Below are 23694 nucleotides of genomic sequence, written 5' to 3'. Positions count from 1 at the left end.
AACTCATGCCTGTCGCCGTGATCGCCGATGCCCACCTGGGCGGTCCCGGGGGCAGCGGGGAAGATCTGGCCGAGCAGCTCGGCGCGCTCGACTCCGGTCGCTGCGCCCGGGTGTTGTTCCTAGGCGACCTGTTCCATCTCTGGATCGGATCGCGGCGCTTCGAAACACCCGAGATACGGCGGCTCGCGTCCGCGATCCGGAGCCTCAGGCAGCGAGGAATCCGGGTCTCCTACGTCGAGGGGAACCGCGACTTCTTTCTGGCAGACGGCGCTTACGGCGACCTCTTCGACGACTGCGGCCGGGAAGTCGGCTTCGACGCCGGAGGCGCGAGGTACCTCGCGGTTCACGGCGACGGGCTGAATCCGCGCGACTGGCGCTACCGCTGCTGGCGGCGTCTGTCGAAGAACGCGGTCAGCCGGTGGTTGACCTTCCGCTTGCCGCGATCGACAGGCCGCCGTCTCGTCGCGTCCACGGAGCGGGGCCTGGCGCGAACCAACCGTGAGCACAGGGCCCGGATCCCGGGCGCGGTCATCCGGCGCTATGCGGCGCGCCGGCTGGCCGAAGGCAACGACGTGCTGCTGCTCGGACACTTCCACGCCGCCCGCCGCTGGACCGTTGGTGACGGCGAGGTGCGGATCGCTGACGCCTGGTTTCACGATCGGAAGTTGCTGTGGCTGGGCTGACGGCTCCGCTTCCCGACCCGTACCCGGTCCGCCGCGCCGCGGGGATAGCGGGCGTGGTCGAGCCGCCCGGTTCGAAGAGCATCTCGCACCGCGCCCTGAACCTGGCGTTGATCGGGCGGCAGCCCGCGACGATCGAGAACCTGCTGGAGGCCGACGACATCGCGGCTTTCCGCGCTGCGCTCGTGGCGATGGGCTGGCGCGTCCGTTCCGTTTCGGGCTCGGGGCTGCGGGTGGAGCCGGGGCAGGAGGACGGCGCTGAACATGCCATGCGGCTCGATTGCCGGAGCGCCGGGACCTTGCTGCGACTGCTGGTCGCCACCTGCGCGGTGACCCCGGGCGAGTGGATTCTCGACGGCTCCCCCCGGCTGCGCGAACGGCCGATCGGCCCTCTGGTCGCGGCCCTGCGGCAGCTCGGTGCCGGGATCGAGGAGCTCGGCCGGCCGGGCTGCGCTCCGGTTCGGATCCGGGGCGGAAGGCTGGCCGGCGGCCGGGCAGAGATCGACGCCGGCGAATCGAGCCAATACGTGTCCGCGCTGCTGATGGCGGCGCTGAACGCGGAGGGCCCGATCGAACTCCTGGCGCCAGTTCTCGTCTCTAGTCCGTATGTGGACACAACTCTCGAAGTCATGGCCGATTTCGGCGCTCCGGTAGAGGTGCGCCGGGACGGCGAAGCCCGCGAGTTCCGGGTGGAACCGCGCAAACCCGAACTGGTTGACGGTCGCTATCGCGTCGCGGGCGACGATTCGGCCGCCGCCTATCCGGCGGCGGCCGCCGCGATCTGCGGCGGCTCCGTGCGCCTGCGCGGCCTCGCGCCCGCGTCGACCCAGGGCGACCGCGCCTTCCTGGGCCTGCTCGAGCGGATGGGCGCCGAGGTGTGGAAGACAGAGGACGAGATTCAGGTGGAGGGCGGCGGCGCCCTGACCGCGGTCGACTGCGACCTCTCGGCGATGCCCGACCAGGTGCCGACGCTTGCCGCCGTGGCGGCTTTCGCCAACGGCACGACCTGGATCCGCAACGTGTCGCATCTGAGGATCAAGGAGAGCGATCGTCTGGCCGCGGTGGCGACCGAACTGCGGCGCGCCGGCGCAACCGTCGACGAACTGGAGGACGGCCTGCGGATCGACGGCAATCCCGGCCTCGTCGCTCCGCCCGGCTCACTGCGCATCCCGATCGACACCTACGACGACCACCGCATCGCGATGAGCATGGCCCTGGTGGGGATGCGCCGGGGAGGCCTCTCCATTCGGCGTCCGGAGGTCGTCTGCAAGTCCTATCCGGGCTTCTGGGCGGACCTGGAGGAGATCCGGCGATGACACGCATTCTTCGCATCCGTCACCCGTCGCTTCGACCGGTTCCCAAGGGCACGGGGGCAACCGATCTGAACGAGATCCTCGCGACAGACCGCGATCGGGCCGCGTTCCTGCTTCAGGGCGCGGCCCTGCTGGCTCATGTACGGGCGGCCGGGTGGCGGCTCGAGGCCTGGCAGGAGCTTCGCGTGGATGCTGAGGGCGTCCTCCGGATTCCCCCGGCGTCGGTGCAGCCCGCGCGTGACGACCGGCTGCCGCAGGCCCTGTTGAGGCAACTCGTCGTGCTCCTGTTCGGAAGCGAGAGCGCGCCCGGTCGAAGCTCTGTTCGGGCGGTGCTTCGGCCCCTCTTCGAGACCTGGCGAGACGAACTGCTGCCTGTGTCCGGAAACCGGATGGTTGCCGACATTCTGGCTCGGGCGCCCTTTCTGTTGCGTCCCAAGTTCGAAGCCGCGCGCGCCTCCCTCTTCGCGGTCCTGGAGGATCGGGACGGCGAGCGGGTGGCTGTTGCCGGGCAGTCCCGGTGGCGGCGGATTCTGGCGGGCATGGACGGCGGCGAACGCCGCCGCATCGCTGCGGGCGGCGATGCGGCGCGGTCGTACTGGCAACGTGTCAGAGATGCCGACTCCGAATCCCCGCCGCTCGACGCGCCGGAGGACCGGTCGGCGCTGGCGCGCCTCCTTCTCGAGGACGGCCGCTTCGAGGCCGCTCTGAGGCTGGTCAAGGACTCCAGGCGAACAGACGACATCCTGATTCGCCTCCGGGCTCAGCTTCGGCTAGGTCGGACGGTTGCCGCGCGGCGCAGTCTGAGTGCGTTGGAGAACCGGTCGCTCTCGGGTCGGCGCGCACTGGAACAGTGCGAACTGGCGATTGGAATCCAGGCGGCTGCGGGGCGTTCGGATCAGCTTGGAAGCTGGTCGGAGAGGGTGCTCGATGCCACGATCGGTCCCCAGGCGGCGCACGGTCGAGCCATGTGCGCGCTGGCGAAGTGGGAGCTCGGCGAGCTTGACGCAATGGCCAGTCTGCTGGAACCCGCGGTTGGGGAGCCGGACCAGTGGATGGACGTTTTGGCGAGGGCTCGGCTCGCTTCGGCGAACGGTCGGTTCAGTGAGGCGGAAGGACTGCTGGCTGCCGGTCTCAGGCGCCTCAGGGAGCGTCTTCCCGTGTACGAGCGCGCTCTCCTGTGGAACGAGTTGGCGACGGTTCGACTGGCCGTGAACGACTTCGCCAGCGCCGAGCGCGCGGCGCGCATCGCGGTGAGCCTGTTCCGGCGTTGCGATGGACCTGCCGGGAGAGCCGCCGCGCACGGGAAGCTGTCGGAGATCCGGATTCGGACCGGACGGTTTACGGGAGTCCCCGAGACGATCGAGAATCTGCGTAGGGAGAGCCTGATGGCGGGTAGCGCCCCCGGCGTCGTGGAGGCGCGCCTGCTCGAAGCGCGTCTCTTCGTGTCGTTGGGACGCTGGGAATCGGTGCTGGAGTGCTGCGAAACCGCCCTGGAGAATCTGCGCGGTCGGCGAACGGGGTGGCGTCAACTCCGCGCGCTGCGCCTGCTCTCGGCTCGTGCCCTGGTTCAGCTCGGACGTGGCGAGGAGGCGGTGGAGGAGCTCTCGGAGGCGCTCGAACGTCCCCTCGCTGCCTGGACGCCGGCGGAAGTGGACGACCTGTCGCCCCTGCTGCTGCTTGCCGGACTCCGCGACGAGGCGCGCGCGGTCGCGGTCGGCGCGGCACAGGAGGGACTTTGGGGGGCGGTCGGCGAGAAGCGGTCACCGAGCTCCGCGGACTGGCGGCAAGTCGAGGCGCAGGGCCCCTTCCGCGCCGCGCTCACTGTTCACGACCTGGTCTGTCTCGAGGCCGAAACGGTTCCCGTGGAACTGGTGGCCAGCGCCGTGCGCGTCCTCTCGGCCGCCGGCGCCGAAGCGCTCGTCCAGCGTGTGGATGGCGCGCGCGTCGGTCCCTGGCGGGCGCTTCGGCTCTTTCTGGCCACGCCCGACCCCGATCCGGACGCCTATCGGATCCTGATGGCCGCGGCCGGTCATCCGGAGGCCCGACTCGCGGTTCATGGCTCCGCGGGAGGCTTCGGCTCTCTGGACGCGAGTGGGGAAGTCCTGCTCCAGGGTCCAGGCGGCGGGGACCGGTTCGCGGTCGACGCGGCGGCGGGACGACTCGTGCTCAGCGCGACGGGAATCGATGAACCTGCCCGGGCGTTGACGGCCGCGGTCGCGACCCGCCTGTCGGCCTCGCCGCGCCGCCGGCGCGCGGCCTCCGAACTCGCGGAGCCCAGGAGGGCCGCCGTTACCGGCATGGTGGGGAAGAGCAAGGCTCTGCTGGACGTTCAGGCCCGGATCGACAAGTTCGCGGCCCACGATCTGCCGGTGCTGATTCTCGGCGAGTCGGGGACCGGCAAGGAACTCCTGGCGCGCCAGCTCCACCGGTCGAGCGCCCGGGCCTCCCGGCCCTGGTTGGCGGTGAACTGCGCGGCGCTGCCTGACGGCCTGCTTCTGTCCGACCTGTTCGGCCACCGTCGGGGTGCGTTCACCGGCGCCGACAGTGATCGGGTGGGAGTGTTCGAGAGCGCGGACGGCGGCACCGTGTTTCTCGACGAAATCGGAGAGCTGCCGTGGGCGGCACAGGGCATGCTTCTGCGCCTGTTACAGGAGGGCGAGATGCGACGCGTCGGTGAGAGCCGGACGCGGCGGCTCGATTTCCGGCTCGTCTCTGCGACGCACAAGGACCTCGCAGGAATGGTGAAGGCCGGCGAGTTCCGCCAGGATCTCTACTACCGCCTCAGGGTAGCGTATGTGGAAGCACCACCGTTGCGTGAGCGCGAAGCGGACGTGATGTTGCTTGCGCACCACTTTCTGGAGACGTCCGGCGCGCTTGGACAGGACCTGAAGTTCAGCGACGAGGCACGCGCGAGGATTCGCAACTACTCCTGGCCCGGCAACGTCAGAGAGTTGAAGAACGCTATCGATGGCGCCGTGGCGCTTGCCGAGGGTCCGGAGATTTCCGTTGACATGCTCGGACTGCCGAAAGAGCCGGTCGAGGAAGCCGCGCCTCAACAAAGCGGCTACCACTGGAAGATGGAGCAGTACCGGCGTCGACTGATCGGTAAGGCGCTCCAGGAGTCCGGCGGCAACCAGGCCAAGGCAGCCCGCGCTCTAGGCATCAGCCGGCAGGCCCTGTCGTATCTGGTGCGAAAGCTCAACTACGAGCCTCTGACGGAAGACTGATCTTCCCCTCGTTACGGGCCGTCGGTTCTGGTCTTCTGCTATCGTGGCGCTTCGATTGTGATCTTCCTGTAAGGGAACGAACCGGAGCGCCACAGGGCGGCGCAAGGAGAACTTCGTGAGTGCAGCGGCTGCTGGAAGAAAGAAACTGTTGACGTTGGGCGAAGTCGCTCGTCGGGCCGGTGTGTCGATGGCGACGGCGCTGCGGTACAAGAAGCTGTACCAGGACCGGATTTCGTCCGAGGGAACGGGGCGCAAGCAGCGGTATCCGGTGGCGGCCGTCCGGGAGTTCAAGGCGCTCAAGAACGAACGGTCAACGAAGCGCCGGGGGAAGAAGAAGGCCGCGACGCAAGCGGCAGGAACCCAGGCGAAGGCCGCGGCTGGCGGTCCCTCCCTGTTGACGCTGTCCAGCATCAGCCAGCAGACGAAGATCTCCTATCCGACGTTGCAGCGTTACGTTCGGCTGTTCGGCGATCGGATACCGCACGAGGGTGAGGGCCGCAAGCGGCGTTACCACCCGGATTCCGTCGCGGTGTTCCGCGAGCTTCGCGCGGAGAGCAAGCCTGGCCGCAAGCCGAAGGCGGCGCCGGCGGCGAAGTCGCCGGCACGAAAGAAGTCGCCGCCCCGGAAGAAGCGAAAGGCGCGGGCGGCGAAGGCTCAGCCCGCCGCTCCGAAGCTCCTGACGCTTACGGCGGTCGGTCAGCAGACGGGAATCTCCGGTCCGACGCTGCAGCGCTATCTCAAGTTGTACGGTGACCGGATACCGCATGAGGGCGAGGGCCGCAAGCGGCGCTACCACCCGGAGGCGGTGGCGGTCTTCCGCGAGATCCGCTCCCGGAGCATGCGCGGCCGGAAGCCGAAGGCCAAGGTTGCTGCGGCAGCGAAGACGCCGGTGCGAAGAAAGCGAAAGGCCAGAGCTGCCAAGGTCAGGCGCCAGCCGGCGGCCGCGGCGGCCGGCAGCGTGGAGGCGCGGCTGGCGGCGCTCGAGGCCCAGGTCAGCCTGGTGCTGCAGAAACTGGACCAGCCGATCACGGTCACGCTCAATCGCTGACCAGGCGTGGCAGCGTCCCAGCCGCCGTCCGGCGGCCGACCGCCGCCGCTCTAGCCCAGGTGGTCCCAACCGCCGCCGGGCAACGGCTCGAGAGTTCCGTCGACCCGGCGCAGCCTCAGCCCTGGCTGGGCCGTGATACGGCCGACCGGCCGGCACCGGGGATGGCGGAAGTCGGCGTCTGGCGGCAGGGTGAAGAGAAGAACGTAGTCTTCGCCCCCGGCGAGAACCAGCTCGAGTGGATCGCGGCCCACGTGATGGGCGAGGTGGCGGGCATCGGCCCGGAGGGCGAGCGCGCCTTCCTCGAGTTCGCACCCGACGCCGCTGCGCCGGCAGAGGCGCGCCGCGTCCGTGGCCAGGCCGTCCGACACGTCGATGGCGGCCCCGACCGGCGACCGGCGCCCCAGCACCAGGCCCAGTTCGAGCTGGGGCCGCGGCTCCAGGTGGCGGCGAAGGACCCGGCTGGCGACGCGGCTCCGCCCGTCGGTTAGCCCCTCCGGCAGGTTGGCGCGGCGCCCCGCGATCCGGGCGCCGAGGCGGACCAGCTCGAGTCCCAGGGCAGACTCTCCGACCGGTCCACCGATCCAGAGGCCGTCATCGGCACGGGCCGCGTCGCGGGTCAGGGGCGAGCCTCCTTCGGGTATCTCGCCGACGACGGTGAGACTGGCGTCGAGCCGGCCCGTCGTCGTCGGCCTGGCGGTGTCGCCGCCGATCAGTTCGACTTCGTACCGGCGGCCGGCGCGGACGAGGGCGGCGAGGAAACGACGGGCGGCGTGCTCTTCGTCGATGCCGAGCGCGACGAGCATCCACCGCGGCACGGCCCCGGTGGCGGCGAGGTCCGAGAGACTGACGGCGAGCAGTCTGCGGGCGGCGACCGCGGGATCGAGATCGATCGGAATGTGGACGCCGGCGCGCTGCGTGTCGACGCTGAACGCGTACTGCCGCTCGCCGAGCGTGAGCAGGACGGCGTCGTCGCCGATTCGATCTCCGGCGCCCGCGTAACCCGCGAGCCAGGCGATCAGCCGGTCTTCGCCGCCGGCCATGACCGCTCGTGCTCCGGATCGAGCAGCGCGGCTTCCATTACCTGATCGACGTGTTCGACGAACAGGAGTTCGAGACCTCGCGTCACTGCGGCGGGTATCTCGGGAAGGTCCCGCCGGTTTCGTTCCGGGAGGACGACCTTGCGAATTCCGGCTCCGCGCGCGGCCAGCAGCTTCTCCTTGAGACCGCCGACCGGAAGCACTTCGCCGCGCAGCGTAATCTCGCCGGTCATCGCGACTTTGTGATCGATCATGCGCCCGCTGCAGACCGAGACGATGGCCGCGGTAATGGTGACGCCCGCGGAGGGGCCGTCTTTCGGAACGGAACCGGCGGGGACGTGAATGTGAAGATCGTGGTTACGGAAGAAATCACGCCCTCCGGCGCCCGGACCCGCGGCGTACGTGGTGCGGGCGCAACTCAGAGCTGCCTGGGCCGACTCCTTCATCACGTCGCCGAGCTGGCCGGTGAGAATCAGCTTGCCTCTGCCCTTCGGCGCCGCGACCTCGATCAGCATGAGATCCCCGCCGGAGGCGGTCCAGGCGAGTCCGGTCGCCACGCCTACACGGTCGCGGTCGAGCAGTTCCTCGCTGAAGTGACGCGGTTGTCCGATCAGGTTCTTCAACCGGGCCGGCGTCACCCTCAGTTCCCGGCCATCTCCGCGCGCTACGCGTACGGCCGCTTTCCGGCAGAGAGTTGCGAGTTCGCGTTCGAGATTGCGTACACCGGCCTCCTTCGTGTAGCCGCGAATGAGGCTGCGGAGCGCGGGGGTCGTGATGGTCAGGGCGCCGGCCGGCAGACCATTCTCGTCCGTGGCTTTCGGTAACAGATGCCGGCGCGCGATCAGCACCTTTTCGTCTTCGGTGTAGCCGGAGAGTCGCAGCACCTCGAGGCGATCGAGGAATGCGGGCTGAATGGGTTCGAGCAGATTGGCCGTAGCGATGAACAACACGCGTGAAAGGTCGTACTCGACTCCCAGGTAGTGGTCCCTGAAGGTTGAGTTCTGCTCGGGATCCAGCACTTCCAGCAGCGCTGAAGCCGGATCGCCCCGGTAGTCGGCGCCCAGCTTGTCGATCTCGTCGAGCATGAAGACGGGATTGCCGGTTCCTGCCTGATTCAGGCCCTGAATGATGCGACCCGGCAACGATCCGACGTACGTGCGGCGGTGGCCGCGGATCTCGCCCTCGTCGCGGACGCCACCGAGCGAAATGCGAACGAACTTGCGGTCGATCGCGCGCGCAATGGAACGGCCGAGCGACGTCTTGCCGACCCCCGGCGGACCGACCAGGCAGAGGATCGGACCCTTGGCGTCCGGCTTGAGCCGCCTGACCGCCAGGTACTCGAGGATCCGCTCCTTGACGCGATCCAGGTCGTAGTGATCTTCATCGAGCACGGTGCGGGCGTGGTCGAGGTCGATGCGATCCTCGCTCAGGGTCGACCAGGGGAGGCCGGTCAGCCAGTCGAGGTGGGTGCGGATGGTCGCGTTCTCGGCGCTGTCGGGAGAGCTTCGCTCGAGCCGTCTCACCTGGCGCTCGACTTCGGCGGCCGCCTCCTCGCTCAGTCCCTTCTCCTCGATGGCTTGCACGTACCTCTGGATGTCTCCGTGGAGGTCGTCGCCCTCGCCAAGCTCGTCCAGGATCGCGCGCTGCTGCTGGCGAAGGAAGTACTCACGCTGGCTGCGGTCCATCTCGCTCCGGGCCTGGGCCGAAATCCGCTGCTGCATGCTGAGCAGTTCGATCTCCCTGGTCAGTAGGTCGCCCACCTTTCGCAGCCGCTGGATCGGCGGCGTCGTCTCCAGCACGAGCTGGGCTTCGTCCACCCGCAGGTCGAGGTTGCTGGCCGCCAGGTCCGCCAGCCGGCCCGGGTGATCGAGATTCGCGGCGATCACCATGACCTCGGAGGAGATGTCCTTGCCCAGGTTGACGGCCGTCTCGAGACCCTCCTTGACGCTGCGCACCAGCGCTTCCGCCTCGAGGCCGTGGTGAGGTTCGCCGGCCTCGTCCACTTCTTCGACCCGGGCTCGAAGGAAGGGCTCGGTCTGGCTCAGATAGCGAAGGCGGGCCCTGGCGAGACCCTGGATCAGGATCCGCACCCGGCCGTCGGGCAACTTCAGCATCCGCATGATCTGAGCGGCGGTGCCGATCTCGTGGAGGTCTTCCTCTTCGGGCTCCTCGATCGATCCGTCGCGCTGGGGGGCGAGCAGGATGACCCGGTCGCCGTTCAGCGCGTCCTCGACCGCGAGCATGCTCGGGTCGCGACTGATCGAAAGCGGCAGGATGATGTAGGGGAAGATGACCGCGTCCTTGAGCGGCAGCACCGGCAGGACGTCGGGCAGCAGGATCGCGTCCGCCTGCTCATCGACCGGGTTCTGGGCCATGGGGTCACGCTACCAGCCCCAGGCACGCCGCGGGACGGTCTGCGGATGCCGCTCTTCAGTCCTTGCGTGACGCTTCGAGGAGCACCCGCAGCTCTTCCATGAACTCGTCCACGTCCTCGAACTTCCGGTAGACGGAAGCGAAGCGGACGTAGGCCACCTGGTCGAGCGTCTTCAGACGGTCGATGACGAAGTTGCCCAGCTCCGAGGTGGAGATCTCCCGGTCCTCCTTGCGGTGAAGCAGGGCTTCGGCCTCGTCGACGATCTCTTCCAGCGCCGGCAGGCCAACCGGCCGCTTTTCGCACGCCTTGAGGAGGCCGCCGAGGAGCTTCTGCCGGTCGAACTCCTGGCGCCGGCCGTCCGACTTGACGACACGGTAGGCGATGTTCTCGATCTGCTCGTAGGAAGTGAACCTACGGCCGCAGTTCAGGCACTCCCGCCGGCGACGGACCGTCTCGCCGCCACGCACGTCCCGCGAGTCGACCACGCGGTCATCGTTGGCGCCGCAGAATGGACATCTCATGCCGACCCCGGAACGCTACCACCGGGTAGAATGCCGCTCCCATGAGCCGCGTCAACGACCAGCTCAGCGACCGGGACCGCGAGATTCTGCGGGAGGTGATCCAGACGTACCTGTCGTCGGGTGAACCCGTGTCCTCGCGGCGGGTCGCGAAGGACCGCCAGATCCAGTTGTCCGCCGCCACGATTCGCAACGTGATGGCGGACCTCGAGGACATGGGCTACCTGCGGCAGCCGCACGTCTCGGCGGGTCGGCTGCCGACCGAGGCCGGCTTCCACCTGTTCATCGACGACCTGATGTCGGCGGAGGTGGTGAGCGACGACGACCGGCGGCTGATCGACGATCGGCTGACGACCGCGGGGAGTACCGGCCAGGAACTGACCGAGGAGACGTCGAGGCTGCTGTCCCAGCTCTCCCACCACGTCGGCGTCGTCCTGACACCCGCCCTCGGTTCGGCGGTGATGAAGGCGATTGAGTTCGTGCCGCTCAGCGGGCGCAAGGTGCTCTGCGTGGTGGTCGCCGAAACCGGATTCGTCGATAACAAGCTCGTCGTCACGGACGAGCCGATCCCGCGCGAAGACCTGGTGCGCATTTCGAACTACCTGACCGAGAACTACAGCGGACGGACCCTCTTCGAGATCAGGGAGGAACTGCTGCGACTGATGAGCGACGAACGCGCACGGCTCGACGAGTTGCTTCGGCGGGCGATCGAGCTCGCCCGGGACGGCATGAACATCGGCCACGCACCGTCGCTCGTGGTGGACGGGACGCACAGCCTGTTCGATGCGGGACCCGGCATGTCGCGGATCGAGGGGATGTTCCAGATGTTCGCCGAGCGCGCCCGGCTGGCCGGTCTGCTCAACCGCTGCCTCGACGCGGACGGCGTGCGGGTGGTCCTGGGCCAGGATTCGAGGCTGACCGAGGAGCTCGGCTTCGGTCTGGTCGTGCGGAGCTACAAGGCGGGCGACGGCGTCGCCGGATCGGTCGCCGTTGTCGGGCCGGCGCGCATGGAGTATCCGCGGATGGTGCCCTTGGTGAACTACCTGGGCGAACGCCTGTCCGAGGCGTTGACCCGGCGGCTGTAAACAGGGACCTGGCCGATGACGATCGAGGCGAAGGAGAGCCCGGACTCTCACGTGGAGGACCAGGGCCGCGACGGGACGCTCGCGGGCGAGGAGACCCCGGTGGATCGTGACGACGCCGCGCCGGATGTCGAGAGCGAGCTTCGGGCCGCACTCGCGGCGGCGAGCGAGGAAGTCGACCGGCTGCGGCGCGCTGCGGCCGAGTTCGACAATCTGCGCAAGCGCGCCGAGCGGGAGCGGCTCGAGTCGCGCTGGAACACGGCTGCCGGTCCGCTGCGCGAGTTCCTCGGCGTGGTCGACAACCTGGACCGGGCGCTTCAGGCTGAGGCGTCGGCGGACGATCTGCGCGCAGGAGTCGAGATGATCCGGCGTCAGATGGCGGACCTCCTGCGACGGTTCGCAGTCGAGCCGGTGGAGGGTGTGAACGCGCCCTTCGATCCGAACGTCCACCAGGCGGTGGCGCGGGAAGAGAGCGCCGATGTCGAGGAGCCCACCGTCGTGCAGGAGTTGCAGGCCGGCTACACGATGGAGTCACGGCTGCTGCGCGCCGCGATGGTCCGGGTCGCCGTGCCGTCGTCGCCGGCGGCTTCCCGGGAAGCAGGCCCCGAGGAGGACACCGGGGCTGAGGCGGACGCGGCGACCGGCGGCGGCGCCTGAGACACGTCATGCCGCGTGACTACTACGAGGTCCTGGGCCTCGACCGTTCGGCAACCCTGCAGGAGATCAAGTCGGCGTATCGCAAGCTGGCCGTCCGCTACCACCCCGATCGCAACCCGGGCGACAGCGCCGCCGAAGAGAAGTTCAAGGAGGCGGCCGACGCGTACGCCGTGCTCTCGGATGTCGACAAGCGGCAACGCTACGACCGCTTCGGGCACCAGGCCACTCCGGGCGGCGGCGGCTTCGACCCCACGATCTTCGCCGACTTCTCGGACATCTTGGGAGACGTCTTCGGCTTCGGCGGTCGCACCGGCGGCCGCCGCCGGCGCGCCGGCGCGGATCTTCGCTACGACCTGCGGATTTCGTTCGAGGAGGCGGCCTTCGGAGTGGAGCCGAAGCTGCGCATTCCGCGGCTCGAGCGCTGCGAGACCTGCGGCGGCAGCGGCGCGGCCCCCGGGACCGGTCCCATCGCCTGCCGCATGTGCGGCGGCCGCGGCCAGGTCCAGTACAGCCAGGGCTTCTTCTCCGTCGCTCGCACCTGTCCCGACTGCCGCGGGGCGGGGAGCGTCATCCGGGATCCCTGCCCCGATTGTCGGGGCCAGGGGCGGAGCGAGCGGCAGCGCTCGATCCAGGTTCGGGTGCCTGCCGGCGTCGATACCGGCTCCCGCCTCCGACTTCCCGGCGAGGGGGAGCACGGCCGGAACGGCGGTCCGCCGGGCGACCTCTACGTGGTGATCGGAGTCGAGCCGCACGAGCGGTTCAGCCGGCGCGATGCCGACGTCCTGAGCTCGGTCACCATCGGCTTTCCGCAGGCGGTTCTCGGCTGCACGGTGGACGTGGAGACCCTCCATGGCACGTCCGAGCTGGAGGTTCCGCCGGCCACCCCCCACGGTTCGACCTTCGTGCTGCGGTCCGAGGGAATCCCCCGGATCGATGGCCGCGGCCGCGGGAACCACATCGTCGAGGTGCGGCTCAACGTGCCGAGGCCGCGGGACCTCTCCGAGGATGAGCTCGAGCACCTGCGGGCGCTGGCCGAACTCTCCGGGCACGGCGACGGCACGATCCGCGACGACCGTGGCCTGTTCAGTCGAGTGAAGGACCTCTTCTCCGGACACGAGTCGGATACGGATCCCGCGGCCGGCGGCGGCGGGAAGGCGGAGCGAGGTTCCGAGGCCTGAACCCTCGGACATGATCCACCTGCTGACCGAAGCCTCTGATCTCGCTCGTGGAACGATCGAGGTCGAAGGCGCCGACTACCGCCATCTGTTCCGAGCCCGCCGGCTGAAGGTCGGCGACCAGGTGCGCCTCGTCGATGGTCGCGGATCGGCTCGCTGGTCCGTGGTGAACGAGGTGACCGCGCGGCGGGCGGTCCTGCGGGTCGAAGGCGCGGCGCCGGTGTTCGAGCCGCCCCGGCGCGTGGCGCTGTTCGTGGCCGCCGTGCGGCCGGAGCGGGCCGCCTGGCTGGTCGAGAAGGCGACGGAACTGGGATTGCGCGAACTGCGGTGGCTGGTCTCGGAGCGCACCAGCCGTTCCTTGCCGGAACGGGCTCTGGAGCGTCAGCGCCGGGTCGCGAAGTCGGCGCTCGAACAGAGCGGAGGCGCCTGGCTGCCCGAGATCGGCGCGCCCGTCCCGCTCGGGGAGGCGCCGATCGGGGCCGGGTCGGTGGCGCTGCATCCCGGCGCCGCGACGCCGTTCATGGCCGTCGCGGGATCAGCGGAAGCGGTCGTGGTGGGCCCCGAGGGCGGCTTCAGCGAGCGGGAGATGGAGGAACTGGCCGGGCGCGGTGCGATTCCAGCGCACCTCGGACCCCGCGTGCTGCGGACAGAGACGGCCGCGGTGGCCGCGCTCGCCGCTGCCCTGACCGCGACGCCGTGACGGCGCTATTCTCCGCTGGAGGAATGACGTGCGGAACTCCCAGTCCACTCGAGGAACGCCCAATCGAAAGCGGGCGCCGAAGCCGGCGTACGACCGCGCGCTCGATCTGCTGGCGCGGCGTGCGCACTTTGCGGCCGAACTGGGCGCGAAGCTCAGGCAGCGTGGCTACACGGCGGCCGAGGTGGAGAGCGCGGTCGAACGGCTGACGGATGGCGGTCACCTGAACGAAGGCGAGACCGCGCAGATGCTCGTGCGGTCGCTGAAGCGCCGGGGCTACGGTCGGCGGCGTCTCGAACTCGATCTGCGGAGGCGTGGCGCGGACGAGGCGGCGGCCAGTGCGGCGCTCGAGACGGTGGACGACGAGGACGAACTGGAGCGGGCAGCGGGCGTGGCGGCCCGCTTCCGGTCGAGTCATCCTTCCCGCGATACCGCCGCCCTGGCCCGGCACCTGGAACGCCGGGGCTTCCTTCCCCGTACTATTGGCGCCGTCCTGTTCGACGCGGCCGACGACGCGGTCGCGGAACCGGAGATGCAGGGCCAAAGCTCATGTTGAGTCGGGACATCAGGCGAAGCTTCATCGACTTCTACGGCGGTCGCGCACACGCGGAGGTGGCGAGTTCGCCCCTCGTGCCGCGCGACGATCCGACCCTGCTGTTCGTCAATGCCGGGATGGTCCAGTTCAAGAACTACTTTCTCGGCGTCGAGCAGCCGGACTCGCCGCGCGCGGTGACCTCGCAGAAGTGCCTCCGGGTGTCCGGCAAGCACAACGACCTGGAGAACGTCGGGCCCAGTCCCCGGCACCACACGTTCTTCGAGATGCTGGGGAACTTCTCCTTCGGCGACTACTTCAAGGAAGAGGCGATCGCGTCGGCCTGGGAGCTGGTCACCGGTCCGTGGGGCCTCAGGCCGGAGCACCTGTTCGCCACCGTGTTCGAGGACGACGACGAAGCCGAGGACCTGTGGCTGCGGATCTCCGGCCTGCCGCCGGAGCGGGTCCTGCGCTGCGGCGAGAAGGACAACTTCTGGGCGATGGGCGAAACCGGACCCTGCGGTCCGTGCAGCGAGATCTTCGTCGACACGGCGCCGGATCTCCCCAAGGTCGGCTGGGAGGAGGGAGAAGGTTCGGGGCGCTATCTCGAGATCTGGAACCTCGTCTTCATGCAGTTCGAGCGTCACGAGGACGGCCGGAGCGAGCCGCTGCCGAACCCGTCGATCGACACCGGCGCGGGGCTCGAGCGGGTGGCCGCGGTGCTTCAGGGCGTCGACTCCAACTACGACACGGATCTGTTCGGCCCGATTCTGACCGCGGTGGCGGGCGCGGCGGGGAGCGACTACGGCCGGGATCCGGAGGCGGACGTGTCCATGCGGGTGGTCGCCGACCACCTCCGGGCGGTCGGCTTCCTGCTCGGCGACGGCGTCCTGCCGAGCAACGAGGGGCGGGGCTACGTGCTACGCCGGCTTCTTCGCCGCGCCTCGCGCCACGGCATGAAGCTGGGCTTCGAGGAGCCCTTCATGGCCTCGCTGCTGCCGTCGCTCGAGGAGACGTTCGCCGGCCACTACCCGGAACTGGAGAAGGCCCGCGAACCGTCCTCGGCCACGGTCACCGCCGAGGAGACCCGGTTCCTGGAGACGGTCGCGGTCGGCGCCGGGAAGGTCCAGCAGGCGATCGAGGAGGCGCGTGCCGATGGCGGGTCCGTGCTCGGCGGCGAGCAGGTCTTCCGCCTCTACGACACGTTCGGCCTGCCGATCGAGTCGGTACGGGAGATTGCCGAGGAGGAGCAGTTCTCGATCGACGAGGAGGGGTTCGAGGCGGCGCTGGCGCAGCAGCGGGAGCGCTCGCGGGCTGGGACGAAGGCAGCGGGTGTCGTCGAAATCAAGCTCCCACCGCTAGCGGGGGCGGCGGGAAGTACGAGCATCGCCGTGAAGACGGTTCAGCCTGAGATCGAGTTCGTCGGCTATGGGCAGTTGGAAGCGGAGGCCCAAGTCCTGGGCTTCATGGCGACTCGGGAGGTGCAAACGGAAGCCACTCAACAACTCGCCGGTTCTGGGTTTGCCGTGTTCGATCGGACTCCTTTCTATGCCGAGGCAGGTGGACAGGTCGGCGATGTCGGATTGGTGACGGGACCCGATGGCGAGGCGCGAGTCGTGGATACGCAGCGTCAGGGTCCCTACGTCCTGCATCAGTTAGAGATCACAGACGGCGCCATCGAAGCCGGTACCGACGTGAAACTCGAGGTCAACCGCGAAAAGAGGGAAGCCACACAGCGCCACCACACCGCGACCCACCTCCTGCACGCGGCCCTGCGCCAGCACCTCGGCGCCGGGGTGCGTCAGGCAGGTTCCCTGGTTCACCCGGACCGGTTGCGCTTCGATTTCACGCACGGCGCCCCGGTCACGGAAGAGCAGCAGGAAGCGATCGAGGACACCGTCAACGAGTGGGTGCGGCGCGCCGTGCCGCTTGAGATCGGCGAGCGTTCGTACGACGAGGCGGTGGCGGCCGGCGCGATGGCCCTGTTCGGCGAGAAGTACGGCGACCGCGTGCGCACCGTCGAAGTGCCGGGGTTCAGCCTCGAGCTCTGTGGCGGCTGTCACGTCGGTAACACGGGCGAGATTGGCCCGGTGGCCCTGGTCGGCGAGCGCGGCGTGGCGGCCGGGGTCCGCCGGATCGAGGCGCTCGCCGGCGACCGCGCCGACCGGTTGCGCCGGAGTCAGGCGCACTTGCTGGCGACACTCGAACGCGAGATCGGCGCCGACGGAGAACACGCCGCGGCCGAGGTGCGAGCGCTCAAGGAGCGGCTGCGCGAGGTCGAACGGGAGCTGTCCCAACTCAGGCTCGGCGTGCTCGCCGGCGGAGGCAAGCCAGCTCCCGGTCAGGAAGACGGCGGCGACACGCGGTCCATTCGCGGCGTCGAGGTCGTCCTGCGCGAAGTGCCGGTCTCGAACGTGGGCGAGCTTCGCAGCCTCGCTGATGTGCTGCGGGGCCGTTTGGGATCCGGTGTCGTCGTGCTCGGCGCCCGGGACGACGGCAAGGTGAAACTCGTCGCCTCGGTAACGAAGGACCTCCAGGACCGGATCGACGCGGCGGCCGTGGCGCGAGCCATGGGATCTGCGATCTCGGGAAGCGGCGGCGGCCGCCGTGACTTCGCCCAGGCGGGAGGCCGGGCCGACAACCTGAATTCGGCCTTCGCCGCCGCCGAACGGCTCATCGAAGACAGCCTGAGCAGCGCGAACTCCTAAGGGTGCCGGAGGCAGGAAACGTGACCGGGCGGGAAGCGGAACGGCAGCGGCCCGCGACGGGGGCGTTGCTGCGCGCCGGGCTCAACCTGCCGAACGCGCTGACGCTGAGCCGTATCCTGATCGTCCCGCTGCTCGTCGTCGTCCTGCTGACGCAGATCGAGGGCCGGGAGTTCATCGGCCTGGGACTGTTCCTGGTCGCTTCGCTGACCGACTTCCTGGACGGCTTCCTCGCCCGCCGGCGCAAGGAGGTGACGGCGCTCGGCAAGCTCCTCGACCCGGCGGCGGACAAGATCCTCACCTCGGCCGCGTTCATCTCCCTGGTCGGTCTCGGTCTGGCGCCGGCCTGGATGGTCGTCGTAGTCATCGCGCGTGAGTTCGCCGTCTCGTCGCTGCGTTCGCTGGCGGCGGCCCAGGACGTCGTCCTCGCGGCGAGCTTCGCGGGCAAGGTGAAGACGGTGACCCAGATCGTCGCCATCTCGCTGCTGATCATCTCGGACCAGCTCGGTTCGTTCGACCTGCTGGCGCCCGTGTCGCTGTGGGTGGCCCTGGTCGCGACGCTCTACTCCGGCATCGAGTACTTCGTGCGCAACGGCCGGCGCGTGCTCGAAGCGTTCGGGGCATCCCCGGAGCAATGACCGTGTGCTCCCCGGCCACGCCGGCGCTTCCCGTCGCCGGCGTGGAGCGGCGGCGATGATCCAGTCCGTCCTGGCCTGGCTGGCCGCCTTCGCCCGGCGCCGCCATCGGGCCGTGTTCCTGGCTGGGGCCGTGCTGGTCGTCCTCTCCGTGTGGTCGGCGACGCGACTCCGGTTCGACACGGAGATCCTGAATCTGCTGCCGAAGGACGACCCGGTGGTCACGACCTTCCGGTCGACCATCGAAGACTTCGGCAGCCTCGACTACCTGCTCGTTCTGGTCCGCCTGCCGCCGGACGTGCCGCTTGATCCGTACCTGTCGTTCGTGGAGGAGCTGGGCTCCTCGATGGAGGCGCTCGAGGAGATCGATTACGTCGACTACACCCTGGATGTGGAGGAGCTGGCCGAGACCTTCTTCGCCCACGCGTTCGTCTATCTCGACGAGAAGGGGCGCGAGGAGGTGGCGAGTCGGCTGACCGATGACGGACTCAGGCGAAAGGTCGAGGAGCTGAGCCGCCGGCTGGCCACGCCGGAGGGCCTGGCGCTTCGCGAACTGTTCCTGCTCGATCCGCTGGGCATCCACGAGGTGTTCCTCGATCAGTTCGAACTCACCCGCGGCGGCCCACCCTTCGACTGGGCGACGGGCTACTTCCTGTCCGACGACCGGTCGCGCGCGCTCCTGATCGCGCGGCCGGCCGAACCGGCGCAGGAGGTCGAGTTCGGCCGCCGACTGCTGGCGGAGGTGGAAGAGCTGGCCGCCGACCTCGGGAGGCGCTGGCCCGAGATCGGAGGTGAGGATCGGGACGGCGAACTGCTGCCGCTCCCCGACGTGGCCTTCGGCGGCACCTATGTGACGGCGGTCTCGGACGCGGGCACGATCGTGACCGGGCTGATCTCGAACATGGCCACTTCGCTGATCGGCGTCCTGCTCCTGTTCGCTCTTGCGTTCCGGCGTGTCGGCCTCATCGCCTATGCCTTCGTTCCGCTCGCCTTCGGTCTGGTGCTCGCTTTCGGCTTCGCCGGCACGGTGCTGGGTGAGCTGAACGCACTGACCAGCGGCTTCGCGGCGCTCCTGGTCGGTCTCGGGATCGACTTCGTCATCGTCTCCTACGGCCGCTACGTCGAGGAACGGCGCCGGGGCGCCGGCCTGGATGCGGCGCTGGTGGCGATGAGCCGCTCCTCGGGCAGGGCGGTCTGGACCGGCGCGATCACTACGGCGGCGACGTTCTACGCGTTCCTGGTGACCGATTTCGTGGGGCTTCGTCAGATGGGCCTCCTGACCGGCACCGGCATCCTGTTCTGCATGGTTTCGGTCCTCCTGCTGCTGCCGGCGATGCTCGCCTGGCGGGAAGATCACCGCCCGGCTTCGGGAAGGCAGCCCCGGCTGGTTCTTCATGGGCTGGGCGCTCGCCGCCTCGTGCGCTGGAGCTTCCAGCGGCCGCTCACCGTCATCTGCTGTTGCGTGGCGGTCACGGCGGCCGCCGGCGCCGTCGCTCCCCGGCTGGAGTTCGAGGACGCGATCCGGGAGCTTCGCCCGGAGGGAAACCCGGGCGTCGAGGTGGAGGACGAGGTTTCCGAGTACTTCGGCTCGGGGCTCCGACCGACGATGGTCGTGCTTTCGGGCGCGACAGAGCAGGAAGTCATGGAGCTCTCGCACCGGGCCGAAGAGGAGGCCGGAACCCTGGTCGACAGCGGCATCCTGACCGGCGTGAACGGCATCGGCAGCCTGGTTCCGCTGCCAGGCCGGCAGGCGGCGGCACACGAGTGGCTGGACGAGCGCCGGGACCTCTTCGAGCGGCAGCGGCTGCAGTCCCTGTTCGAGCGGTACGCGACGGAAGAGGGTCTTCGGGCGGCGCCGTTCCAGGCGGGCATCGACCTCCTCGCCGACGCCGCGGCGGACCGGACAACGGTGACGCTGTCCTCGCTGCGTGCCGACCCGGGGATAGAGCGGCTGCTGGAGCGCTACATGAGCCGGAACGAGAGCGAGCCGAAGCTCGTCGTCTACCTGTATCCGCCACCGGGTCAGTGGCGTCGCAGCGCGCCGCCCGGGGCTTCGGAGATGGTCGAGCGCCTAGGTCCCCAGGCGGCCCTGTCGGGGGTCAACGTGGTGGGCGAGAGGCTCCGGAACGGCATCCGGATCGACGCCGTCACCGCCTCGATCCTCGGCTTCGTCCTGGTGGCGCTGCTTCTCTTCCTGGACTATCGCTGGCTGCTGAGCACTCTTCTGTCCCTGTTGCCGTTGTCGGTCGGCGTGGTATGGATGCTCGGGGTCATGGTCCTGGCCGGGCTCGACATGAACTTCTTCAACGTCTTCGTCGTCACGATGATCATCGGCATCGGCGTCGACTACGGCGTCCACATGGTGCACCGCTGGCGTGAGATCGGCTTCGGCCCGGCGGCGCTCGAGGGCGAGCGGCTGGTAGAGGCCCTGGGCGAGACCGGCAAGGCGATCGTGCTCGCCGCCGCCTCGACGAGCGTCGGCTTCGGCTCGCTGGCGCTGTCGCACTACCCGGGACTTCGCTCGATGGGCATTGTCGCCATCCTCGGCGCGGTGGCCACGGCCCTGGTCTCGATCACGCTGCTGCCGGCCCTGGTGGCGCTCGGCTGGCGACGGCGCGCGGCGCGGGGAACCTGATGTTCGAGGGTCTGCAGGACAAGCTCCAGGGAGTCTTCCGCTCCCTGCGCTCGGAAGGCCGGATCTCGGAGGATCAGGTGCGGCGGGCCGTGCGGCAGATCCGCCTCGCGCTCCTGGAGGCCGACGTCCACGTCCGGGTGGTCCGCTCCTTCATCGCCCGGGTCCAGGAGTTGGCGCTGGGCGAGGAGGTGTTGAGCAGCCTGACCCCGGACCAGCAAATGATCCGGATCGTCCGCGATGAGCTGATCGCGGTGCTGGGGGAGCCGGGCGCGGAGCTCGAGCTCACGGGCCGGCCGGCGGTGGTGCTGCTCTGCGGCCTCCAGGGCTCGGGCAAGACGACGACCGCCGGCAAGCTGGCGGTGCGGCTTCGCGGGCAGGGCAGGAACCCGGTGCTGGCGGCCGGAGACCTTCAGCGGGCCGCGGCGGTGGAGCAGCTCAGGCAGGTCGGCGCCGCGGCCGGCGCCACGGTCATCGAACCCGGGGCCGGGGAGGATCTGCCGGCCTTCTCGAGCCGTGCTCTGGCGGCGGCTCGCGACGGCGGCTTCGACACGCTGATCTTCGACACCGCGGGCCGCCTGCACGTGGACGCGGAGTCGATGGCCGAACTCGTGGCGCTGGCGGACCGCGTCGACCCCTGCGAGACCCTTTTCGTCTGCGACGCGATGACCGGGCAGGACGCGGTGCGGAGTGCGGCCGCCTTCGCCGAGGGCGCTCCGCTCACCGGCGCGGTGATGACCAAGCTCGACGGCGACGCCCGCGGCGGCGCCGCGCTGTCGCTCCGGGTCGTCACCGAGGTGCCGCTCCGCTTCGTCGGCGTCGGCGAGAAGCTCGAAGACCTGGAGTCCTTCGCGCCGGACCGCATCGCTTCCCGCATCCTCGGCATGGGCGATGTGCTGTCCCTGATCGAGAAGGCCGAGCGGGTCGTCGACCGCGAGGAAACGGAGCGCCTCGCCGAGCGCATTGCGCGCCAGGAGTTCACCCTCGAGGACCTGCGCGACCAGTTGCGCCAACTGCGACGCATGGGGCCGCTGTCCCAGCTCCTGGAGCTTCTTCCCGGTCAGTTCCGCGGCGCCGACCTGGCGGGCGCGGTGGACGAGAGCCGCCTGGTCGCCATCACCGCGCTGATCGACTCGATGACGCCGCGCGAACGCCGCAAGCCCGCGATCCTGAACGCCAGCCGGCGCCGCCGCATCGCCCGCGGCTCCGGCCGCACCGTCCAGGAACTGAACCAGTTGCTCCGGCAGTACCGCCAGATGCGGAAGCTGATGAAGCGCACCCGGGGCAAGTGGATGCAGGGGATCCGCGGGACGTAAGTGGATGCGGCGCAGCGCTTGCCTTCCCGCACGCCGTTCTGCTGCTAGACTGCGCCGCTGCCTCGGCCCCGGCACTGCCGTGGAGCGGGCGCCTGAACGACCCGGAAGAATCCTGAACTCTGGAAGATCCTGACATGGTGAAGATACGACTCCGGCGCATGGGTTCGCGCCACAGACCCTTCTACCGCATCGTGGTGTCGGACAGCCGCAAGGTGCCGACGTCGGCGGTGATCGAGGAGGTCGGGCACTACGACCCCTGCAAGGACCCGGCGGTCATCCGGCTGAAGTCGGACCGCATCGACCATTGGGTGGCGCGCGGAGCGCAGCTCACTGACACCGTCCGCGGCCTGGTGCGGCGGGCGGCCGCGGCGAGCGCCGCGGAATCGTAGAGCGGTCCGCGGTCATGTCGGAGGTCGCCGATCAGCTCGCCTGCGTCGTCCGGTCGATGGTGGATCGCGGGGACGCGGTCCGCGTCGAGGAGATCGAGGAGGAGGACGCGATCGTCCTGCAGGTCGAGGTCGCGCCGGAGGAACTCGGACGCGTGATCGGCCGCCAGGGACGGAGCGTCAGGTCGCTGCGCGCCCTGCTGGAAGTCCGGGGCGCCGAGGCCGGCGAGTACTACGAGGTCGAGATCGTCGAACCCGACTGACAGTCAGGTGGCGGGCGGTCCGCACTCCCGAAGGGCCAGAGATGAAACAGCCGCCGCAGTCGACCGGTAGCGAAGGAGCGGAGATGGTGACGGTCGGCGCCGTCCTGCGTGCCCACGGACTGCGGGGCGAGGTGCTGGTCGACGCGGACAGCGAGAATCCGGACCGGTTCCGGAAGGGCTCCAGGCTTCTCGCCGAGGTAGGGGGCCAGGTCCGGCGGCTGGAGGTGGCGTCGAGCCGGCCGCATCGCGGCATGCAGCTCGTGCGCTTCGCCGACGTGACGGACCGCGACGGCGCGGAGGCGCTCCGCGGCGCCCTGCTCGAGGTGCCGGAGGACCAGGTTCCTGCGGCCGAGGACGGCACGTTCTACTACTTCCAGCTCGTGGGCTGCCGGGTCGTCGACAGGAGGCTTGGAGAACTCGGGGAGGTCGCCGCGGTGGTGGAGGACGGTGGCGGCGTCCTGCTCGACGTGGCGGCGCGTGACGGCGGCTCGGTGCTGGTTCCGTTCGCCGGCGCGCTGCTGCCGGAGATCGATATCGGCGCAGGCCTGATCAAGAGCGACCTGCCGGAGGGACTGATCGAGGTATGCGGATCGACGTCATAACGATCTTCCCCGCCGTCTTCCGGGAGTTCCTGGCGGCGAGCCTGATCGGCCGGGCGATCGCCGCCGGCCTGCTCGAGGTTCACGTCCACGACCTCCGCGACTACACGGACGATCCGCACCGGAGCGTCGACGACGAGCCGTACGGCGGCGGCGGCGGAATGGTGATGACCGCGCCTCCCTGGCTCCATGCCGTGCGCGCGATTGCCGGCGACGGCCCGCGGCCTCACCGCATCCTGCTCTCGCCGCAGGGTGAGCGCCTGGACGACGCCAGGGTGCGCAGCCTGGCGGGTGAGGAGCGGCTGATGCTCCTGTGCGGACGCTACGAGGCGATCGACGAGCGGGTGCGGATGCTGGTCGTCGACTCCGAGCTTTCCGTCGGCGACTACGTTCTTTCCGGCGGCGAGGTGCCGGCCATGACGGTCATCGAGGCGGTGTCGCGGCACATCCCCGGTGTGGTCGGCCGGCCGGAATCCGTCGAGAACGAGAGCTTCCGCTCGGGCCTGCTCGACCATCCGCACTACACCCGCCCGCGGACCGTCGAGGGAATCGACGTGCCCGAGGTGCTGCGATCCGGCGACCATGCGCGCATCGACGCCTGGCGGCGCGAGCAGGCGCTCGAAGCGACGCGCCGCAAGCGGCCGGACCTGCTGGCTGGAGACCCTGGCGGTCAAGAGGTTGCGCCCGGGGCGTCGAACAGGCGATAATCCGCCTCCTGCCGCTTCGCGATCCGCGGTCAGCAGCGACCGGCCGCGGGATGAGGGGAGTGAAGTTCGCCAGGAGACAACAGGGCGCGGGACAGGACTCGCGGCCGAGGT

At 69.6% G+C, this 23694-nt stretch carries 20 protein-coding genes; 17 read left to right on the top strand and 3 right to left on the bottom strand.

Translation table 11 applies throughout. From position 1 onward, the window contains the following. Positions 1-5 precede the first annotated feature (5 nt). The 4 genes from OXI49_00505 to OXI49_00490 all read left to right on the top strand — a co-directional run bounded on the left by OXI49_00505 (position 6) and on the right by OXI49_00490 (position 6268). Positions 6-683 carry a UDP-2,3-diacylglucosamine diphosphatase gene (locus tag OXI49_00505; protein ID MDE2688972.1) on the top strand — a complete coding sequence of 226 codons (678 nt, stop codon included), beginning with the start codon at positions 6-8 and terminating at the stop codon, positions 681-683. Beyond that, positions 671-1996: a 3-phosphoshikimate 1-carboxyvinyltransferase gene (aroA, locus tag OXI49_00500; protein MDE2688971.1), complete on the top strand. Its 1326-nt coding sequence runs from the start codon at positions 671-673 to the stop codon at positions 1994-1996. Before OXI49_00505 ends, aroA begins: the two co-directional genes overlap by 13 nt. Beyond that, a complete protein-coding gene (locus tag OXI49_00495; protein ID MDE2688970.1) occupies positions 1993-5220 on the top strand; it encodes a sigma 54-interacting transcriptional regulator in 3228 nt (1075 codons plus the stop codon). Before aroA ends, OXI49_00495 begins: the two co-directional genes overlap by 4 nt. Positions 5221-5335: 115 nt before the next feature. Next, a complete protein-coding gene (locus tag OXI49_00490; protein MDE2688969.1) occupies positions 5336-6268 on the top strand; it encodes a hypothetical protein in 933 nt (310 codons plus the stop codon). Between the two features lie 50 nt (positions 6269-6318). Here OXI49_00490 and thiL read toward each other — a convergent pair whose 3' ends face one another. Genes thiL through nrdR form a run of 3 tightly spaced genes read right to left on the bottom strand, consistent with a single transcriptional unit; the run spans position 6319 to position 10200 of the window. Continuing rightward, positions 6319-7308: a thiamine-phosphate kinase gene (thiL, locus tag OXI49_00485; protein MDE2688968.1), complete on the bottom strand. Its 990-nt coding sequence runs from the start codon at positions 7306-7308 to the stop codon at positions 6319-6321. Further along, complete coding sequence (gene lon, locus OXI49_00480; protein ID MDE2688967.1) at positions 7284-9680, bottom strand: endopeptidase La; 2397 nt, start codon at positions 9678-9680, stop codon at positions 7284-7286. Before lon ends, thiL begins: the two co-directional genes overlap by 25 nt. A gap of 55 nt (positions 9681-9735) precedes the next feature. Next, positions 9736-10200 carry a transcriptional regulator NrdR gene (nrdR, locus tag OXI49_00475; GenBank protein ID MDE2688966.1) on the bottom strand — a complete coding sequence of 155 codons (465 nt, stop codon included), beginning with the start codon at positions 10198-10200 and terminating at the stop codon, positions 9736-9738. Positions 10201-10241: 41 nt separating this feature from the next. Here nrdR and hrcA point away from each other — a divergent pair, with 41 nt between their 5' ends. From hrcA to trmD, 13 genes are all read left to right on the top strand, one after another. Further along, positions 10242-11282 (top strand): heat-inducible transcriptional repressor HrcA, encoded by a 1041-nt coding sequence (gene hrcA, locus OXI49_00470; GenBank protein MDE2688965.1) that lies wholly within the window; start codon positions 10242-10244, stop codon positions 11280-11282. A 15-nt stretch (positions 11283-11297) separates the two neighbouring features. Next, positions 11298-11936 (top strand): nucleotide exchange factor GrpE, encoded by a 639-nt coding sequence (locus OXI49_00465; protein ID MDE2688964.1) that lies wholly within the window; start codon positions 11298-11300, stop codon positions 11934-11936. 8 nt (positions 11937-11944) lie between these two features. Further along, positions 11945-13114, top strand: coding sequence for a molecular chaperone DnaJ (dnaJ, locus tag OXI49_00460; GenBank protein MDE2688963.1), 1170 nt, complete (start codon positions 11945-11947; stop codon positions 13112-13114). Positions 13115-13124: 10 nt separating this feature from the next. Beyond that, positions 13125-13811 (top strand): RsmE family RNA methyltransferase, encoded by a 687-nt coding sequence (locus tag OXI49_00455; protein MDE2688962.1) that lies wholly within the window; start codon positions 13125-13127, stop codon positions 13809-13811. 28 nt (positions 13812-13839) lie between these two features. Further along, the gene (locus OXI49_00450; protein MDE2688961.1) at positions 13840-14364 is read left to right on the top strand and encodes a regulatory protein RecX; all 525 of its coding nucleotides are present in this window, start codon (positions 13840-13842) and stop codon (positions 14362-14364) included. Next, on the top strand, positions 14358-17048 hold the full coding sequence (gene alaS / locus OXI49_00445; protein MDE2688960.1) for an alanine--tRNA ligase: 2691 nt from the start codon (positions 14358-14360) through the stop codon (positions 17046-17048). Before OXI49_00450 ends, alaS begins: the two co-directional genes overlap by 7 nt. A 20-nt stretch (positions 17049-17068) precedes the next feature. Beyond that, a complete protein-coding gene (gene pgsA / locus OXI49_00440) occupies positions 17069-17683 on the top strand; it encodes a CDP-diacylglycerol--glycerol-3-phosphate 3-phosphatidyltransferase (GenBank protein ID MDE2688959.1) in 615 nt (204 codons plus the stop codon). A 55-nt stretch (positions 17684-17738) separates the two neighbouring features. Beyond that, on the top strand, positions 17739-20315 hold the full coding sequence (locus tag OXI49_00435; GenBank protein MDE2688958.1) for an MMPL family transporter: 2577 nt from the start codon (positions 17739-17741) through the stop codon (positions 20313-20315). Continuing rightward, positions 20315-21628: a signal recognition particle protein gene (gene ffh, locus OXI49_00430; protein MDE2688957.1), complete on the top strand. Its 1314-nt coding sequence runs from the start codon at positions 20315-20317 to the stop codon at positions 21626-21628. The genes OXI49_00435 and ffh overlap by 1 nt, the downstream gene beginning before the upstream one ends. Positions 21629-21762: 134 nt before the next feature. After that, positions 21763-22017, top strand: a complete 255-nt coding sequence (gene rpsP, locus OXI49_00425) for a 30S ribosomal protein S16 (protein ID MDE2688956.1) — start codon at positions 21763-21765, stop codon at positions 22015-22017. A gap of 14 nt (positions 22018-22031) precedes the next feature. After that, positions 22032-22277 (top strand): KH domain-containing protein, encoded by a 246-nt coding sequence (locus OXI49_00420; GenBank protein MDE2688955.1) that lies wholly within the window; start codon positions 22032-22034, stop codon positions 22275-22277. Positions 22278-22318: 41 nt separating this feature from the next. Beyond that, complete coding sequence (rimM, locus tag OXI49_00415; protein ID MDE2688954.1) at positions 22319-22879, top strand: ribosome maturation factor RimM; 561 nt, start codon at positions 22319-22321, stop codon at positions 22877-22879. Further along, the gene (gene trmD, locus OXI49_00410) at positions 22861-23583 is read left to right on the top strand and encodes a tRNA (guanosine(37)-N1)-methyltransferase TrmD (GenBank protein ID MDE2688953.1); all 723 of its coding nucleotides are present in this window, start codon (positions 22861-22863) and stop codon (positions 23581-23583) included. Before rimM ends, trmD begins: the two co-directional genes overlap by 19 nt. Positions 23584-23694: the final 111 nt, after the last annotated feature.

This window comes from Acidobacteriota bacterium, from assembly GCA_028875725.1.
In the GTDB taxonomy this organism is placed as follows: Bacteria; Acidobacteriota; Thermoanaerobaculia; order Multivoradales; family Multivoraceae; genus Multivorans.
This window is presented reverse-complemented; position numbering and strand designations above follow the sequence as displayed.